Origin of the sequence: Exiguobacterium sp. s130 (assembly GCF_018619055.1) — a bacterium.
Taxonomy (GTDB): Bacteria; Bacillota; Bacilli; order Exiguobacteriales; family Exiguobacteriaceae; genus Exiguobacterium_A.
Genome location: NZ_JACSNI010000002.1, coordinates 89546 through 106872, shown reverse-complemented (window position 1 = coordinate 106872; position 17327 = coordinate 89546). Strand labels below are relative to the sequence as shown.

The window sequence follows — 17327 nt, the reverse complement described above, 5'->3', positions numbered from 1 at the left end:
AATCTCCTTCTCCACGTACAAAAGCAATAAAAAAGACACTTACACATCATGTAAGCTTCTTTTTTACTGCTTAATAGGATACATATCAATGTCTCTTCCCCTGCTACTTTGAACTAATTGATCACACCTTCTGCACTACAATAAAACTCCAGAGGAATGTTATGTGTGGAAGAAATACCATGTTGAATGAATTCTCCACCGACTGTCACATCGTATGTTCTTCCGCCATCCATCAAAGTAGCGGTATAGCCAAGCTGTCTCCATGTCCCCTTACTCGATGAAGCGGTTGACGTCATAGACGTAACAGTTTTAAAGACTTGCCTTCCTGCCTCCTCACGAAGTGTGGTATCAAATGTACCAGTGATCGAAATGGCAAATGATGTCCCCTTCGCATGAATCGTTTTTGATTTAGATGTGGATTCTTTCTTTGAGAAATCGAACGTCGATGCGAACTCTACTTTGACTCGATCTTTCGCTATCTTTCGAAAACGGTTCGGCGTCACCCAATCATTTGCCTTAAAGGATTTTTTGTCGACGAGTTTTAAATCTGTATCTGGTTGATGCAAATTAATAGTACGAAGAATAACCGCATACTGCTGATAATATTGGTTTTTTTGTTGTGGAGTCAGTGCCTTTTGTTTTCCCTCTGCAAATGCCTCGTACATAAAGGAGCTGGTTAAGGTAACACTCAGTGCTGTTAAGAACGTCAGCGTTTTACGCTTCATTTTTTCCACTCACTTTTTTTAGATTATGTAATATATTCTTAAATTATCATGTTATTTGTTCTTTTCCTATACTTTCACTGTCTGTTTTTCTATTCTTACTCACACTTCAATTTTATAGTTATTTTCGAATTGAGATTTATGAATTCAGCGTGATGTAATCATCTATGACCCTTATCTATTCACAGATTCTGTGATGAGGAGTTTAAAGTCATTTGCTCCTTTTATTAATAAAAGGGTGGAAGAATATCACCGTATGAATTGGAGTCGTTTTATATTAATTAACGTATATTCATGTAATGTATTAGAAATCATGACCTTAAAATGACGAAAGTAGTAAATTGAAAAATAACGATCTCTTTCAAAAGTCAAGTTGTCTCTTAAAGGAACTATATCGAGACTAAGAAAATATTTTGGACACTTTAATAAGCAATATGCAAATAAATCAATTCAGACGCAAGGCACGATGGATGAGTTGCGGGAACACCATGAGAAGAACATCACCGTTCATGTAAAACATGCACCGCTCGACAATGATACACGACAACATCTGCAGACCAAGTTGTCGACACTTGCGAAAGACGTCAACGTCCAATGTGAACACGATATTGCTAATATCAATAGCTACCTCGTCTCGCAACAGGTTAACGTGTATCGACTCGAAGTCGAGGAAGTATCCTTGGAAGAAATCTTCTTGAATCTAAGTTCAGAAATCCGCTCTGCATAAAGACATCTCTATGACGGACAATGAAGTAAAGAAAAATCAGGCTACCTGACACCGATTAAATACGATGCACTGCTAGCCTGATCAAATTGTTTATGATATCAATTAAGGACCCGTACCGCAGGATACAGCATATTTTTCCGCGTTGACCTTCTTCGAATAACAGATAAAAGGTGTTCCTCCCGTTTCACTTTTCCAATCATACCAAAACATATGGTACCGTTCTGCAACAGGATCTTGTTCCGTAATGATCGCAAAGTAATTTTGATAGTAATAGCCTTGTTTGTATAGTTCGTGTCTAAGAGCACCTCTAGGCGTAGCATCCGTAAACAGAATAGGTGATAGTAAAGGCATGAGTAATACAATGAGGGCTATGACTCCTAAAAATAGTGCCAATACTTTCTTTTTCCTTTTTTTCTTAAAATTCGATTTACTCATTTTTATACCCTTTCCTTTTTTGGTTTTTTTTGTTATATAATAACATGAATCAAACAATAGAAAGAGGTCGCGATCGTGAAAAAAACTATTTTTTCATCCCTCACTTTAGGTGTCATCCTATATGCTGGTTTCTTATGGAGTAATGCGATTGCCGATTCTAATGTTGCACAAGAAAAATCTAAGAGTAGCATCACAGAGGAACAAGCCTTCAATTTTTTCACTACAGTGCTTGAGCAACAAAAAGCAGATTTCTTGAACAATACTCCGTTAGCGCATACTAACCTTTCAAAGTTATCTGAAGGGGACGAGGCTGTATTGATTTTTCTATCCACTACGGAAGTCGATAAAATTCAGCTGAATTCATTCAAATACAACATTTCTGATGTCAAAGTCTATTCAGAGAATCAAAAAAATTATGCTGAAGCGTATGTCACACGAACTTTTAACTTCGGAAAAAGTGGTCTTGAAACGGGTTTAGGTGATCAATTGGTACTTGAAATTCCATCACATGTAGACGATCAAAGCACATCGGTTTCTTCGAGTAAATTAACCATTGAATCGAATCCAAACGCTAATAACGTTTCAGTTGATGAATTTTTAGAAAAGTATAAAGAGGAAGTAGAAAAATCAAACCAACTTGAAGCCAAATAAATATAGAAAGATGTCGCCATGATTCGTCAAGTGCGTACTTCTTTCCTTTCATAAAAATGGAGTCCTTCGCGTAATCGCTAGGACTCCATTTTGGTAGATCGAACATCATGCCGTCCGTTCTCTCCGTAAAAGATACAGGAAATACGGAACACCGATGATCGCTGTGATCAATCCGGCTGGTACTTCAAGTGGTGGATGTATCCCTCGACCGAGTGCATCCGCGACGACGAGTAACCCGCCACCGAGCAACAGCGCCATCGGCAACACAGCAAGATGCTTATGACCAACGAGACGCCGTGCCATATGTGGCGCAATCAGTCCGATGAAACCAATCGCACCGACCGTCGCGACGGCAACACCAGCTAGAATGACCGCGAGCGCCAAGAAGATGTGCCGCGTCCGCTGAATTGGTAATCCGAGACCGATACTGACTTCTTCACTGAGTGATAAGACATCGAGTTGACGATGTTGATAGAAAAGAATCGCGCCGATTACGACGAGCACGGGCGCTAAGATCATCACTTCCTGCCACCCTTTCCCGAACAGACTCCCAGCGAGCCAGACGAGTGAATCGTTTGTCTGAAGTGGAAACTTGATCAACAAGTATTCCGTCCCTGAAGCACAAATCGCGCTGACCGCGATACCAAGCAACGCAAACGAACTACGGGAGACATTCCCACCCCGCTCAAGCATCATTAAGGCGATCATGACGAGTGCTGCTCCGATGAAAGCAGCGATTGGTGTTAACAAGAGCGGACCATCCGGCACGAGGGCAATCGTTAAGACGGCGAACAGTGACGCACCATTCGTCACACCGATCACATCAGGCGAAATCAATGGATTACGGATGACACTTTGTAAGATGACTCCGGCAAGTGAGAAACTCGCACCTGCTAAGAAAGCAAGGACAGTTCGCGGCAGACGATAATTTTGAACGATGAAGGCATCCTTTCCACCAAAGAACGACTGCCATAGATCCGATAACGATAACTGAATCGAGCCGACCGACAGTAAGGCAAAACTCGCGAAGAACACGAGCACCGTAACAATCAAAATCCGACGCATGTCTTTCATCGTAATCCCCCTTTCATCTGACGACGTGCCAGAACAAGGAAGAATGGTGCACCGAGCAATGACGTCACGATGCCGACCGGTGACTCATACGGATAGGCGATGAACCGCGCGAGGACATCGGCATACGTCAGCAGAAGTCCACCGATGACGGCAGTGACCGGCAGAACGATCCGGTAATCTTCCCCGACGAGGCGCCGCGTGATGTGCGGAACCATTAATCCAATGAAACCGATCGCTCCGGCGACTGCAACCGTCACCCCTGCGAGTAAGACGACGCTGATCCCAGCAAGCAAACGAATTCGCGTCACTTTTTGACCGAGACCGACCGCGACGTCTTGTCCCAGTTGGAAGACAGCGAGTGATTTCGCGAGACTCGCCGCAAGAAGCAAACCGGCAAGTGACCACGGTAAGACGATCCGTAGTTCAAGCCAGCTTGCGTCACTGAGCGAACCGGACAACCAGTACAAGACGTTCGTGATCCGGTCGTTAAAGAGAATCAAGCCTTTCGTCAGCGACGTCAACAAGAGATGAATCGCCATCCCGACGAGGGCAAGTTTTAATGCTGTCATCCCGCGAACGGAGGCAAACGAAAAGACAAGCACGCCACCGACTAAGGCACCGGCAAAGGCGAAGTAGATCAAATTTGCCGTTCCGAGCGACGGAAAGACGAGCAGGCTTAAGACGACGAGAAATGACGCACCGGCATTGACACCAAAGACTTGCGGTGAAGCGAGCGGATTTCGTGTCACGGCTTGCATGATTGCCCCTGCAACGGCAAGATTCGCTCCGAGCAACAATCCGAGTAAGAGCCGCGGTAAGCGCAGATTCGTCAGGACGAGCCCTGCTTTTGATGTCGTGCCACTGATCCACTCTTGGACTAAGTGAATCGGATTCATCTGTGTGATGCCAAAGAACAGGCTACTATAAACCGCCAAGCAACCGAGTAATAGGAGTACAAAAATCAGACGTTTCCGCTGCACCGGATGTTTCCCCTTTCATCAAAACGAAAAGCCAGATTGCTCCGGCTTTTGTCGTTCATTATTTCTGTTGTAACAATTGAATCGCTTCGTCAACGATCTGTTCTGCAGCGTCAAGTCCTCGATAGCGTGTCCAGAGGTCACGATTGACTTCATAAACGTCTTTGTTCTTAACCGCTGTGATCTGTTTCCAGAGCGGGTTGTTTTTCCACTCCTTCAACAGCTTTGGATCGGCTTCCGCCATGAAGATGACGTCCGGATCCCATTTGACCATCTGCTCTAACGTAATCGTAACGGTCGGTTCCGCTGTTTTCGTAACAGCGTTCTCGATACCGATCTTCTCGAGTAATTCACCATCAAACGACGTCTCACCGTGTGCCGTCAGTGAATCGGCGCGGAAGACACCAACCATCACTTTTCGATCGTCGTTTGGATCCACCTTTTTCTTCGCTACATTCAATCGTTCTTCATGCAGGGCAAGTCGGTCATCCATCTGTTTAGTTTTCCCGACTGCTTCCGCAATCGTCTTGAACGATTCGATGTTCTCTTCGTACGTCGCATTCCGACTCTTCAAGATGATCGTCGGTGCGATTTTTTGCAGTTGCTTGTAGATTCCTTTATGACGGTTGAAGTCGCCGATGATTAAATCCGGCTGCAAGGAACTGATCACTTCAAGATTCGGTTGTTGACGTGTACCGACTTCCGTGAACGCGATGTCTTTTCCGAGTAATCCGGAGACATCGGTCTTATTTTCTTGTGCGATTCCGACTGGTGTAATCCCAAGTTCGTCTAACGCATCAACGAATGAGTATTCAAGTGCGACGACCTTCTTCGGGTGCTCCGGCACTTTCGTTTTTCCTGCCTCATGCGTAATCGTCCGCGTCTTTTCGTTTGTTTGTTCTGCTTGACCTGAACAGGCCGCAAGCATCAAACTGCTCAACACGAGGAGCGTCAACGCTGTCATCCAAGTTTTCCGTCTCATGATGAGACCTCCTTTAGTTCGTGATTCGACATTGAGAATCATTCTTAATTAATCCTGTCTCAGCATATCAAAGATTCCCATCGAACAAAAGGGTTATCCTTATTTTCAGATAATATATGCTCGAATTCACATTTTCTGAAGCAATATGGGATAATCAGGTAGTATATAAAGGAGGGATTACAGATGGATTGGATGAAAGACTTGGAACAACGGCTCGGATTTCCGCTTGAGACGATCACGTTTGATCAGTTACCTCGCTTACTCGAAGCCTTTGCCTACCAGTTACCGTTTGAGAATACGACTGTGCTCGAGAAACGAATCCGTCCGTTTAACGACGAGCGCTTCATCGAAACGTTTCTGACGGAGCGACGTGGTGGTGTCTGTTATGACTTGAACGGACTGCTGCATCGTGTCCTACAAGAACTGAATTGCCCCGTTCGCCTCGTACAAGCGACCGTCTATGATCAGAAATCAGCAGCCTGGTCAGCGACGGGACCGACACACGTTGCAATCATTTGGAATGAGACACACCTACTTGATACCGGCTTCGGTGTCAATTTACCGCTCGTTCCGGTTCCCTTGAGTGGGGAGACGGTTCATTCCGCTAGCGGTAGTTACCGGATTGGCAAAGGTGATGTTCTCGAAATGCAGCGGACAGGACAAGCCGAGTTCGTGACTGGCTACAAGTTCGACCGTGAGAAGGCAATTACAAAGGGTGACTTATCGAAGATGGAACAGATCATCCAGCAAAGCGAAGCTTCACCGTTCAACAAAGGTCGTCTCATCGCAATGCGGACTCCAAGCGGTCAAAAGACGTTGACCGAGCGGACGTTACGAATCGAAGACACGACGACGACCGAATTGCCGGTCGCAGGTCCCGCTCAATTCGAGATGCTGTATCAGACTCACTTTTAGGACAGGAGTAATGAACATGGATCGATATACGCTTTGTTTAATTCGCCACGCGGATAGTTTTTTACTCGTCAACCGCCAAAAACGACCAGCGATGGGCATGTGGAACGGTGTCGGCGGCAAGATTGAACCGGGCGAGACACCGGAAGTTGCTGTCATCCGCGAGACGTTCGAAGAGACCGGCATCCCGTTAGATTCGGTGACACCAAAAGGCATCGTTCGCTTACACGGGGAAGAAACGTCTGGCATGTATCTCTATCTTGCTGAACTAGAAGACCGCCCGTTTCCGACACCGGTCATGACGATCGAAGGCATCCTTGATTGGAAATCGCTCGACTGGATCTTAAACGATGAAAACATGGGAATCATCAGCAATCTCCGGCATTACTTACCGGTCGCTTTGTCAACGGATCAACCGTTGTTGCATGACTTTTATTACGATGGACATACAATCACTGCTTACGAGACACACGAATTGATCGAGACATAAACAGAAAATCCCCACTCGTCCGCTTTCGGATAAGTGGGGATTTTTCATGAGAACAGATGGAGACCGGTGACGATAACTGCGACGATGACGATACCCGGTAACAAGTTCGCAACACGAATCTTCGTGATGCCAGCGAGATTAAGACCGATTGCCGCAATCATCACCCCACCAGTCGCTGTCATCTCAAGTATAAATTCCTGCAGTGCGGCGTCGGGAATGAATTTCGTGATCGCAACGGCACTTAATGCAATCGCCCCTTGATAGAGAAAGACGGGAATCGCTGAGAACATGACACCGATCCCGAGCGTTGAACTAAGGACGAGTGCCGTAAAACCGTCAATCAATCCTTTTGTATAAAGGACGTCGTGATCCTGACGTAGTCCACCGTCGAGGGCTCCTAACACACCCATCGCGCCAATGACGAAAATTAACGTCGCTGTCACGAATCCTTCCGCGATGTTCGACGGACGACCCCGACTGATCTTACGTTCGAGCCACGCTCCCATCCGGTCGAGCTTCTCATCGAGCCGGAACCACTCGCCGATTGCACCACCGAGAACAAGACTACCGATGACGATCAAGAAGTTCGTGCTTTTCATCCCCATCTGCATTCCGAGCACGACGACAGCAAGTCCAATCGCCTGCAGAACGGTCTCCTTCATGCGTTCCGGAATCCGGTGGAACATTAATCCAAGCAACGTCCCGATGATGATCAGGACGGTATTGACGAGTGTACCTGTTAAAACCATCTGACAGCCTACTTTCTCAATTGATTTTTCGTTTAGCGGAACGAACGACGGTTCGCTCTGCCTGATTCAAACTATGCAACGTCATCCCGAGCATGACGAGGATGATCCCGAGTGTTGCGAGTCCCGTTGGTAGTGCCGCGTGGAGGAAAAGAATCTCTCCGAGAACAGTAAAGACGATCTCGAACGATTGCGTTGCTTCGATCGCTGCTAACCGGATCGGATCTGTCCGAACGAGCGACGTCGCGTAGAAGAAAAGTGACGTTGCGATGACGCCGGAGAACAACGCGACGAATCCGGACTGGGTCACTTGATTGACACTCGGTAAGCCGACCTGTATGTAGGCAATCACAGAAAGAACGATCCAAAACGGTAGACTGGCAAGTGTCATTCCGAGGATCCGTTCAAACACATCGAGCTCGTTCCCATAGCGTTCCATCATCTTCCGGTTCCCGAGTGGATAGGCAATTGCCGCGACGAGGACCGGCAAGGCACCGAACAACAGCGACTGTAGCGATAGGCTTCCCGCGACCGATAGTTGCATGACGACGACACCGAGGACGATCAGGACGGAATACTTCAGTGCTGACCACGGGATCCGTTGGTTGAACAAGGGGGCAAGGAGCGGTCCGGCTAAAATCGTCAACTGCCACGTTCCGGCAATCAGCCAGCCCGGGGCATGATCGGCAGCGAGACAGATGCTGCCGTAGAACAGTCCGAAGCCGATCGTTCCATAAAGTAACCAAAAGCCGATATCGGCTCGAAGCGCCTGGAAGACGCGCTCAATCCCCCGTCGCATCATGACGATGACGACAAAGAAAGGCAACATCAGGAAAAAGCGGAGCGATGCACTATAAATCCAGTGACCGCCTGCCCCTTGCATCGATTGATTCAAGATGAAGGTGACCGCAAAAAACATTGCCGCTAAAATTCCATAAATGATTGGTCGCATCAGCTCTCCTCCTTTAATGTCGAGACGAGTAGACGCCCGAGTCCGTTCCAGTTATGCTCCGTCGCCTGGACGAGCTGCTCGACATCCTGTTGTTGACATGCATCTAAAATCGTTGCATGATCGGCAATCGACTGGCGTCCGAGACGATCAAACTGAGCATATTCGAGCCGGCGGATCAACGGGGTCAACCGACGGATCGTCTCGCGTAGTTGATCGTTTTGACTGCGCTGCACGAAGACATCGTGAAAGGCATCGTCAAGTGCTAGTGCCGCCTCTGTATCCTGCTGATCAATTGCCGTCGTGAATTGTTGATGAATTGACCTCAGACTTGTTAGATCGTCATCCGTCAGCATTGGTCCTGCTAAACGCGCCGCTAACCCATGCAGTGTCGCAATGATTGGATAAGTTTGCTGTGCCTGTTCAGCATCGAGTTCCGTCACGATCGTCCGTGAGCCCCGTTTTGCTAAAATCAATCCCTCCTCTTCGAGTCGTTTCAAGGCTTCGCGGACCGGTGTCCGACTGACACCGAACGCTTCCGCGAGTGCTTGATCGTTTACCTTCTCTCCTGGGGCAAGACGTAAGGTGATGATGTGGTGTTGCAAGCGTCGATACACTTCCTCACTTAAAGGAAGTCGTGCAATGGCTAAATCATTTGTAGGTTTCATACAAGTAATATATTACATATCAATTCATCGTGAAAGCACCATCCTAAAATTCATTGGATTTATTTTACTCACTACCTTGCAATACAAAATAGCATAACGTATCATTACCTTGTAATACCAAGTAGCGAAAGGAAGATGCGGATGTCATCGACGCAAATGTTAAAAGGAATTCTCGACGGTTGCTTACTCGCACTGATTGCGGAAGAAGAGATTTATGGCTATGAACTGGCGACGAAACTGAAAGCGTACGGTTTCGCCGACATCAGTGAGGGAACGATCTATCCTCTATTGATTCGGATGCAAAAACTGGACTGGATCGAAGCAACCTCTCGCGTCTCCCCGTCCGGTCCAAAACGAAAGTATTATTCGATCACGACGAGCGGTGTTGAAGAACTCGCCGCTTTCAAACAAAGATGGCATCACCTTTCAACGAGTGTCGAAAGCATTTTAAAGGAGGATGAATGAGATGACCCTATCGACGGAATCAACACGATTTTTGGAAGACTTAAAGGTATACCTACTTGCTTCGGGTAAAAATGAATTGGCGACGAACGAGATTGTCAACGAACTCGAAGATCACCTGATCGAAGCGGAAGCAGACGGAAAATCCGTTCGCGCGATCACGGGTGATAGTCCCGCCGATTACATCCAATCGATTTCTAAAGAGATGGCATTTGATCCAAAAGAAGCGTTTTGGATCGTCTTGCAAGTTTTTCTCTGCGCATCCAGTTTTCTCTATCTTCAAAACCTCTTGAATGGTACAACGACGTTCAGTATCTTGCTAGTTGGCGGTTTCCTGTTGATTAGTGCCGTTTACCTGACCACCCTGGCGTTTCTCTTCCGTCAAGATGCTTTACGTGATGGAGCGCGCCCTCGTATCATGCGTTACGGCATTCATGGTAGTATTCATTTTCTGTTAATCATCGGACTATTGATCGTCAACGGACTTGTCGATTCACAAAAGATCACGTTATCCCCAAGCGTCAGCTGGATGGTTGGTGCCCTATTGATTCTCTGGATTCTCGTCACGGCATGGAAGACGAAGACATGGATTTTACCGATTGCAGTGTCCATCTTTTTCGTGCCTCAACTGCTGCTTTTGTTTGTATTTAATTTGTCAGAGATTACCGCCGTCCTCGTGAGTTATGTTTTGACCTCGATTACGATTGCAGTTATCTTTCTTCGAAAATCTAAGCAAGATCAGTCAAACGTCTCAAAGCACTGAAGCAACGATTTGGTTCTGATACTTAAAATGACCTCAGCGCTAAGATCATTTTTGTATATCATTAAGAAAAAATTGAGGATAGAATTAGAATAAAATATATTAAAAAAGAATAGGTGGTTGTAAACGATGAATCAATGTGTGAAAGATATTCAACATTCCATTAAGATCAACAAGTCCATTGAACAGGTATGGGCGAATGTCTCGACGGCTCGCTCTTTATCTAAATGGTTTATGCCAAATGACCTTGTCGCACAAACGGGATGTGTGTTTCATATTCAATCTCCTTTTGGTCCGTCTCCTTGCACGGTCTTAAACGTACAACCAGAAAGAGAATTATCGTTTAGTTGGGATGAAGATGGATGGATCGTAACCTTCTCCCTAACTCCATTGAACGACCTTACCCTTTTCACTGTGACACACAGCGGATGGAAAAACGCTGATGACCTTGTGCCGAAAGCAAATCAGCCACAAGGTCGTGTCCGTAACTTTATGGACCAAGGTTGGGATGGGATGCTTCAGAAATTAAAAGCAACATTTTAAAGGAAGGCATGTACATTTTTTTACGACAAAATATAGACTGTGATTTTAAAATACATTCTCTTGTAATTTTTTTAGATCATTCAGAGATCATCAAAAATAAAGGGAGTGTCGTTATGTTCAATCGATTTAGTAAAGAACAACAACAAATTATCCAGTTTATTCAAGATTTTTTCTTAGAAGTGCCATCTAAGTTCGCCGCAGAACGTGTTTTTGATTTCATCAAAGAGTCAGTTGCTATTCACTTTTATAATATTGGAATTCAAGACGCTCATGCGGCTGTGTTAAGTCATTCGCGTCACTCGACGATGAATTGTTAACGCTCAAGCGTCCCGTATCTCCATAATATATTTTTAGCAGAGATCTCTTGTCATGCTCTATAAAAAAGTATGCGCCGGCGCATACTTTTTTACTCTTTAGCGTTCACTTTCAACTATGTTTCATTAAAATGTATCTCATTATTTTTTTATCGAACCATCCATTGTTCATTTTATAGGATGACGGATCATTTCAGTCGAATGTATTGAATCATTTTGTAAATAAAGTATAAAACGACTATAAAAATAAAGACGTTTCCTAGCATACTTATGGTTGCAACCTGATTCATTTTTTCCCACTCTCCTTCTTATTTAGATAAGGACTTTATTTGAATTGAACCGAATTTTAACATACTTCCTTTTCCATACGTAACCCTTGATTTTACATTTTTATGATTCATAAGTAATTTTCATTTTTTTGGTGTTAGCTTCCCGACTTCAAAGTGGTAGCTGTCTTATCGCCGAATAAATTCTTAAAGAAATAGGTCAAAATTACATATTGAATTAGATTTACAATCCAAACATATCTAATAAGATATGGAAAATCACAAAAAGTATGCGCGATGCATACTTTTTTCTTTGGATTTTGATTCAATTCATTACGAAGTACTTTTTAATCTCTCCATAGAACGAATAAATCAATTATACTAAACGTAATTATTTGTATGGAATGACGGTTCAAACTATAGTCGTGCTTAATACAAAGGAGAATTTTTTGAAACTCGAACGATTACTGACTATCATATTTAAGTTACTGCATCGCTCTACGATCTCGGCCGCTCAATTAGCTAGTGAATTAAATGTCTCTCAGAGAACGATTTATCGAGATATCGAAACCATTAGTGCAGCTGGAATTCCCGTTACTTCTTATCATGGAACTAATGGAGGTTTCGGTATTATTGAGAATTATAAATGGGATAAGACCTTTTTAAATGCGTCTTCTATGGTCGATGTTCTATCTTTAATGAAAAGTTTATCAGCGCAATTACATGATCAAGATTTAAAAAATACGCTAGAACGGCTATCGATTCTTACGACAGAAGAACAAAATAACCATTTACACATTGATTTAGCTGATCAATCCGTTGAGCCTACTTTCTTAATTGATCTTCAAAAGAGTATCAAAGAATCAAAAAGAGTTCTGTTTCAATACATCAGTGCTCAAAAGGAACAGACCATTCGAGAAGTAGATCCCATTTTTCTACGATATAAATTTCGTACATGGTACCTTTATGCTTATTGTTATTTAAGAAATGATTACCGCGAATTCAAAGTGTCACATATGCTCAACCTTCAAAGACTTTCAACATCTATTCAGGATAACCATCCCATTCCTGGAGACAGAGCTGTCGTGAAACCCGCACGGGAAAGTATCACGTTAAGAGTTCATCCTGAATCCATTCATGTAGTCTTAAACTATTTTCAGCATCAATCGATGGTTTTTGAAGAAGATGGTAGTGTTACGATGACTTTATTGTTACCTTCACCTTTACATGCGGAATGGTTAATCAACATTTTATTAAGCTTCAGATCAGGTGTAGTTGTTATTCATCCCTTGTACTTACAAGACATATTAAGAAATGAAGCCAAAAAAATAGTTAATCTATATGAGGATATATGACACTCAGATGTCATATATCCTTTTTTATATTGAACGTAGTTAGACAGTTCTTACTACAATTAAAGGAGCGATTTGGATGAATGCCGGAAAAACGATGTATGAATATCACAACTGGGCGATGCAGTTGATGTTAGATCATATGGATGCATTACCTGAAAATCTATTAAATAAAGAGGTGAAAAGCTCTTATCCGACAATTGCTAAAACACTTAGTCATATTCTTGCAGTTGATACTATGTGGATTCATGTTTTAGAAAAAGTAGAATTTCAACAAGCGCTACAAGATGCGATGAGTCAATTACCATTAACTGATGCATATACAATTGAAGAATTCAAAACAGCATTCAAAAATATAGCATCAAAGTATCAACTATTTATAAATCAGAAATCAACTCTTACTATGGCGATACATGTGGATAATCCTTGGTCAGGTCCACGGGAAACGACTTTTGAAGAAATTCTTTTACATGTAGCCAATCACGGTACGTATCACCTAGGGAACATTACTACCATGTTAAGGCAGCAAAATGAACCCTCATTGATGATGGATTATTCTCTTTTTTGGTATGAAGATATGAAAGTTAAGCCATAACAGAATGTATTCGTTTTTAATGTCTATTTAGACATCAATATATAAAATAAGATGGCGTGCACCGGTGCACGCCATCTTATTTTATATATTTATCAATTCCCTTGTATTGCTTCATACCGCTCACGCGTCCAGTTGTAGACATGGCTCGTCACGGTCCGTCCGTCGATTCGCTCTAATACGAATGGTCGGTCAAGAACAGGTGTAAAACCAAGTTTCTCAACGACACGGCGTGACTGGTCATTAAAATCAAAGTGACCACACCAAACGACATCGATCGGCAGTTCCCTGAAGATGAAATCAATCATTGCTTCAACGATTTCCGGCATCCGCCCTTCTCCCCAGTAGTTAGGCGCGAGGACATAGCCGATCTCGACTTGACGGTCATGGGTGATTGAATCGTCCGGCCGACGATTAAAGTGAAATCCGAAGCTCCCGATGACTGCCCCCGTCTCCTTATCGGTCACGGCATATTCACCAGGTGACGCTTGGAAAATGCCAATCACTTCCTGGCTTTCGCCAAGCGACGCATGCGGCGCCCAGCCTGCCTTCGGTCCGACATTCGGATCCTTCGCGTAAGCGTAAAGTGCTGCTGCATCGTCGTCTTGCCAACGGCGCAACACGTGCCGTGGTGTTTCTAAAATATCTGGTAAGTTCATCTGTATTCCCCCTTATTAAGATACGTTTCGCTGTCGTTCGACCGATTCCTTCACGAAAAGACTTGTATAGATTAAACCGAAGCCCGTCAAAAGGATCAATCCGAGGTAAACACTCATCATCGACGGGATTAAAAATGTCCCAACTAAAATCGTCGACCGAGAAAGCAAATCAGCTCCTGCGAATGACGTTCCGGCGAAGGCCGAGTACGCCCCGCGTTGATCCGCCGGCATCATGTTCGCTTTTTGTGTGTTTAAGACCGGGGAGTAGAGCAACTCGCCGATCGTTGCGATGAAGATAAAAAGCATCAGTGCCGTCATACTGTTAGCACTCGTCACGACGACGTAACCGATCGTGTACAGCATCAGACCTGCAGCGAGCGTTCGGCGCGGAGAAAGACGCTTCGCAAGCTGCTGAACGACGAACGTTAACGTGACGACGAGCAACGTATTTTCGATGTTGATGATACTCATCATCCGAACCCCGTTGATCGACCACCCGGCAAACGATAGCGGTTCAAACGAATCAGCGAGGCGGACGGCGACGTAACTGCCCATCGAAAACTCAGCCGCTAAGATACACATCGAACCAAAGACGACCTTAACGAACGGACGGTCCCGCCAAGCGAGTTGATAGCTTGTAAAGATATCCGTGATGACACCACGTAGTTTCTGACGTTGCCACGTTCGCGGTGTGTCGTCGAGAAACAGGTAGTAAGCGATTGGTAAAACGGACGACGTAAAGCTCAAGATCCAGAACAACAGCAATTGATTGCTGACGTAGAGCCAGCCCCCGAGCGCTGTTCCGATGGCGATCGAGAGATTGATCAACCAGTAGTCGAGCGCATAGACCGCTTGGCGGTTCTCCTTCGTCGTCGCATCGATGATGATCGCCCCCATTGCCGGACGACCAAGATTACTCGTCACCGAGAAGACGGCGTAAATGACCATGAACAGCAACATCCAGTCGAGCGTCAACGAAATCGCCATCGTGATGAACGTCAACGCCGTGAGCGCAGAAGTCGTGACGAGTAGGCGTTTACGGGAAAAACGATCGGCAAGATATCCGCCGAGTAGATTCGTGATGAAGCTGACGAAGACCATCGCGATCAAAAACGCACCGGCGATGACTTCGTTGAATGCCTTGACGAACAAGAGAGCCATGAACGGCATGATCGAAAACGAGACAGCCCGGTTGAAAAACGATGTGATGAGACGTACTTTAATTGGCTTCGGTATTTCTTTCCATTTCATATTGTCACCTTCCATTCCCTACCTGTATCATAAACAAGACAAGACACAAGAAAAATGGACGTCATTTAAAAAAGATGTCCCCTTTTAAGGAGGAGAAGGACGATGGATGCTTATCTTTTTATGTTATGGAAGACTTGCCGAAATGGACACTACTCGATCGTGACGCTTGCCGACGCCATCCATCTCAGTACTAAACAAACGAAACGATATCTCAATAAATGGCAGGAAGATGGCTGGATGAATTACACGAGTGGTCGCGGACGAGGCAACTTAAGTGAACTCGTCTGGTTGCGCCACGTTGAACGGGAGTATGCGAAACGGATGCTCGAGCGGATCGACAGTGATTCGATCGAATCAGTGACGGAGGAATTGACGTGGGACTGGTCGCCGGCGCAAGCCGGTCGCTTCATGCGGCAACTCGAACGAAAATTCGGCTATACACAGACGACATCGGACGCCTTGCTGATTCCTCGGAAACGGAACTTCTTGACGACCCACCCGTTAGAAGCAGCGGATATCCATAGTGCCCATCTCGTCCAAAACGTCTTCAATCGTTTGTTTACGATCGACGTCGACGGCAATATTCAAGGTGAACTGGCGCATCACTATGTCTGGAATGGTCCGATGCTCAGTCTCTTCTTACGGAAGGATGTCCGCTTCCATGACGGTTCGCTCCTGACGAGTAAGGAAGTGACGAAGAGTTTCCGTGCTCTGATCAACTATCCGGCTTACGCTTATTCCTACCGGCACGTCAAACAGATCGTCTCGAACGGTCCGTACCGGGTCGACCTCACACTCGATCAGCGCCGGAGTTCGATTTTGCCGCAACTTGCCTCGATACATACGAGCATCATCAAGGACGGTGTTGGGACGGGACCATTTCAACTGACGCAACATGACGATAAGAAGACCGTTCTGACGGCATTTCCGAATTACTTTGGCATCCGCGCCCTGCTCGACCGGATTGAGTTCATCCAGATGCCGGAGCAATATGACCCGGTCTACCGGACATCGGCTTCTGACTCTAGTCCGATTGATACGATCGCAACGCAATCCGGGTTTGGTCTCGTCTTACTCCATCCACGTTCTGGTGGTCCGTTTGAATCAAAAGCCGCGCGGCATTATATCCACCGGCTCGTCGCGGAAGTCCGTGGTGGCATTCATGACTTCCATGAACGGACACAACCGAACGACTCTGGTTTTCTTGAGTCCTATAGTCCATCGTATACCGTCCCGGACGGTCCTGCTGTTTTGTTCACGCAACCGATCCGGATCAAGTTGACTGATTTTACGGACAAAGTAACACGTTGGCTCTGTCAGCGATTTGATCAGGACAGGATTCCGTATGAGTTCGTCGAAGTCGGATTCGAAGAGAGTATTACGGATTTTCATGTCTACGATACGATCGATCTCGCCAATCATGCCGAAGTGTTCGAGCGAAATATCCAGTACGCCTTCTATCAGTTCATGACGAATACGTTTTCACCACCGATCCGACTATTTCAGCAGATGCCCGAGATGCTGACATGGATTGAACAATACGATACAACACCGTTTGAAGACTGGCTTCCGATTCATCAAACGATCGAACGCTACTTGATTAACGAATCGTATTTCATCCCGTTCTATCACGATACACGACTAATTCCGTATCCGATCGAGCTGCAAAATATCACGATCGACTCGTTCGGTTATTTTGATTTCTCAAAGCTCTGGATTTCCAATCAATCGTGACGAATCCTTGTCGATATTTTGACTTGCTTGTGACAAAACGCACGATATTCTTTAATCTAGT

General features: G+C 45.1%; 21 protein-coding genes. 11 read left to right on the top strand and 10 right to left on the bottom strand.

From position 1 onward, the window contains the following. Positions 1–113: 113 nt before the first annotated feature. The gene (locus HZS85_RS04310) at positions 114–725 is read right to left on the bottom strand and encodes a hypothetical protein (RefSeq protein WP_214853587.1); all 612 of its coding nucleotides are present in this window, start codon (positions 723–725) and stop codon (positions 114–116) included. Positions 726–1188: 463 nt separating this feature from the next. Between HZS85_RS04310 and HZS85_RS04305 the strand changes: the two genes are divergently transcribed. After that, on the top strand, positions 1189–1449 hold the full coding sequence (locus tag HZS85_RS04305) for an ATP-binding protein DrrA1-3 family domain-containing protein (protein WP_214853585.1): 261 nt from the start codon (positions 1189–1191) through the stop codon (positions 1447–1449). Positions 1450–1551: 102 nt separating this feature from the next. Here HZS85_RS04305 and HZS85_RS04300 read toward each other — a convergent pair whose 3' ends face one another. Next, a complete protein-coding gene (locus HZS85_RS04300) occupies positions 1552–1884 on the bottom strand; it encodes a hypothetical protein (RefSeq protein ID WP_396208872.1) in 333 nt (110 codons plus the stop codon). Between the two features lie 75 nt (positions 1885–1959). On the opposite strand from HZS85_RS04300, the gene HZS85_RS04295 reads away from it, so the two are divergent. Beyond that, positions 1960–2535 (top strand): hypothetical protein, encoded by a 576-nt coding sequence (locus tag HZS85_RS04295; RefSeq protein WP_035408108.1) that lies wholly within the window; start codon positions 1960–1962, stop codon positions 2533–2535. Between the two features lie 105 nt (positions 2536–2640). Here HZS85_RS04295 and HZS85_RS04290 read toward each other — a convergent pair whose 3' ends face one another. From HZS85_RS04290 to HZS85_RS04280, 3 genes are read right to left on the bottom strand one after another with little or no spacing between them, the layout of a single operon-like run. Continuing rightward, positions 2641–3609, bottom strand: coding sequence for a FecCD family ABC transporter permease (locus tag HZS85_RS04290; RefSeq protein WP_251137837.1), 969 nt, complete (start codon positions 3607–3609; stop codon positions 2641–2643). Next, positions 3606–4589, bottom strand: a complete 984-nt coding sequence (locus HZS85_RS04285) for a FecCD family ABC transporter permease (protein ID WP_414655222.1) — start codon at positions 4587–4589, stop codon at positions 3606–3608. Before HZS85_RS04285 ends, HZS85_RS04290 begins: the two co-directional genes overlap by 4 nt. 58 nt (positions 4590–4647) lie before the next feature. Next, positions 4648–5568: an ABC transporter substrate-binding protein gene (locus HZS85_RS04280; protein ID WP_214853582.1), complete on the bottom strand. Its 921-nt coding sequence runs from the start codon at positions 5566–5568 to the stop codon at positions 4648–4650. A gap of 183 nt (positions 5569–5751) precedes the next feature. Between HZS85_RS04280 and HZS85_RS04275 the strand changes: the two genes are divergently transcribed. Next, entirely contained in the window at positions 5752–6483 is a 732-nt protein-coding gene (locus tag HZS85_RS04275; protein ID WP_214853580.1) for an arylamine N-acetyltransferase family protein, read from the top strand. A gap of 16 nt (positions 6484–6499) precedes the next feature. After that, on the top strand, positions 6500–6970 hold the full coding sequence (locus HZS85_RS04270) for an NUDIX hydrolase (RefSeq protein WP_214853578.1): 471 nt from the start codon (positions 6500–6502) through the stop codon (positions 6968–6970). Between the two features lie 44 nt (positions 6971–7014). Here HZS85_RS04270 and HZS85_RS04265 read toward each other — a convergent pair whose 3' ends face one another. The 3 genes from HZS85_RS04265 to HZS85_RS04255 are packed head-to-tail and all read right to left on the bottom strand — an operon-like array spanning position 7015 to position 9333. Continuing rightward, a complete protein-coding gene (locus HZS85_RS04265; RefSeq protein WP_035408116.1) occupies positions 7015–7719 on the bottom strand; it encodes a DUF554 domain-containing protein in 705 nt (234 codons plus the stop codon). A gap of 16 nt (positions 7720–7735) precedes the next feature. Further along, positions 7736–8668, bottom strand: coding sequence for a DMT family transporter (locus HZS85_RS04260; protein ID WP_214853575.1), 933 nt, complete (start codon positions 8666–8668; stop codon positions 7736–7738). Next, positions 8668–9333 (bottom strand): GntR family transcriptional regulator, encoded by a 666-nt coding sequence (locus HZS85_RS04255; protein WP_214853573.1) that lies wholly within the window; start codon positions 9331–9333, stop codon positions 8668–8670. Before HZS85_RS04255 ends, HZS85_RS04260 begins: the two co-directional genes overlap by 1 nt. A 141-nt stretch (positions 9334–9474) precedes the next feature. Here HZS85_RS04255 and HZS85_RS04250 point away from each other — a divergent pair, with 141 nt between their 5' ends. From HZS85_RS04250 to HZS85_RS04225, 6 genes are all read left to right on the top strand, one after another. Then, complete coding sequence (locus HZS85_RS04250) at positions 9475–9798, top strand: PadR family transcriptional regulator (RefSeq protein WP_056061231.1); 324 nt, start codon at positions 9475–9477, stop codon at positions 9796–9798. 1 nt (position 9799) lies between these two features. Then, positions 9800–10558 (top strand): hypothetical protein, encoded by a 759-nt coding sequence (locus HZS85_RS04245; RefSeq protein ID WP_214853570.1) that lies wholly within the window; start codon positions 9800–9802, stop codon positions 10556–10558. A 126-nt stretch (positions 10559–10684) separates the two neighbouring features. Then, positions 10685–11098 (top strand): SRPBCC family protein, encoded by a 414-nt coding sequence (locus HZS85_RS04240; RefSeq protein ID WP_214853567.1) that lies wholly within the window; start codon positions 10685–10687, stop codon positions 11096–11098. Between the two features lie 113 nt (positions 11099–11211). Further along, on the top strand, positions 11212–11415 hold the full coding sequence (locus tag HZS85_RS04235; RefSeq protein ID WP_349679675.1) for a DUF2164 family protein: 204 nt from the start codon (positions 11212–11214) through the stop codon (positions 11413–11415). Between the two features lie 712 nt (positions 11416–12127). Next, positions 12128–13033 carry a helix-turn-helix transcriptional regulator gene (locus HZS85_RS04230; RefSeq protein ID WP_214853564.1) on the top strand — a complete coding sequence of 302 codons (906 nt, stop codon included), beginning with the start codon at positions 12128–12130 and terminating at the stop codon, positions 13031–13033. 76 nt (positions 13034–13109) lie between these two features. Further along, positions 13110–13625, top strand: coding sequence for a DinB family protein (locus HZS85_RS04225; RefSeq protein WP_214853561.1), 516 nt, complete (start codon positions 13110–13112; stop codon positions 13623–13625). Between the two features lie 92 nt (positions 13626–13717). Here HZS85_RS04225 and HZS85_RS04220 read toward each other — a convergent pair whose 3' ends face one another. Together HZS85_RS04220 and HZS85_RS04215 are read right to left on the bottom strand one after the other, a co-directional pair. Then, positions 13718–14281 carry a GNAT family N-acetyltransferase gene (locus tag HZS85_RS04220; RefSeq protein WP_214853558.1) on the bottom strand — a complete coding sequence of 188 codons (564 nt, stop codon included), beginning with the start codon at positions 14279–14281 and terminating at the stop codon, positions 13718–13720. 15 nt (positions 14282–14296) lie between these two features. Continuing rightward, positions 14297–15532, bottom strand: coding sequence for an MDR family MFS transporter (locus HZS85_RS04215; protein ID WP_214853554.1), 1236 nt, complete (start codon positions 15530–15532; stop codon positions 14297–14299). Positions 15533–15634: 102 nt separating this feature from the next. Between HZS85_RS04215 and HZS85_RS04210 the strand changes: the two genes are divergently transcribed. Further along, positions 15635–17266, top strand: a complete 1632-nt coding sequence (locus tag HZS85_RS04210; RefSeq protein ID WP_214853551.1) for an ABC transporter substrate-binding protein — start codon at positions 15635–15637, stop codon at positions 17264–17266. Positions 17267–17327: the final 61 nt, after the last annotated feature.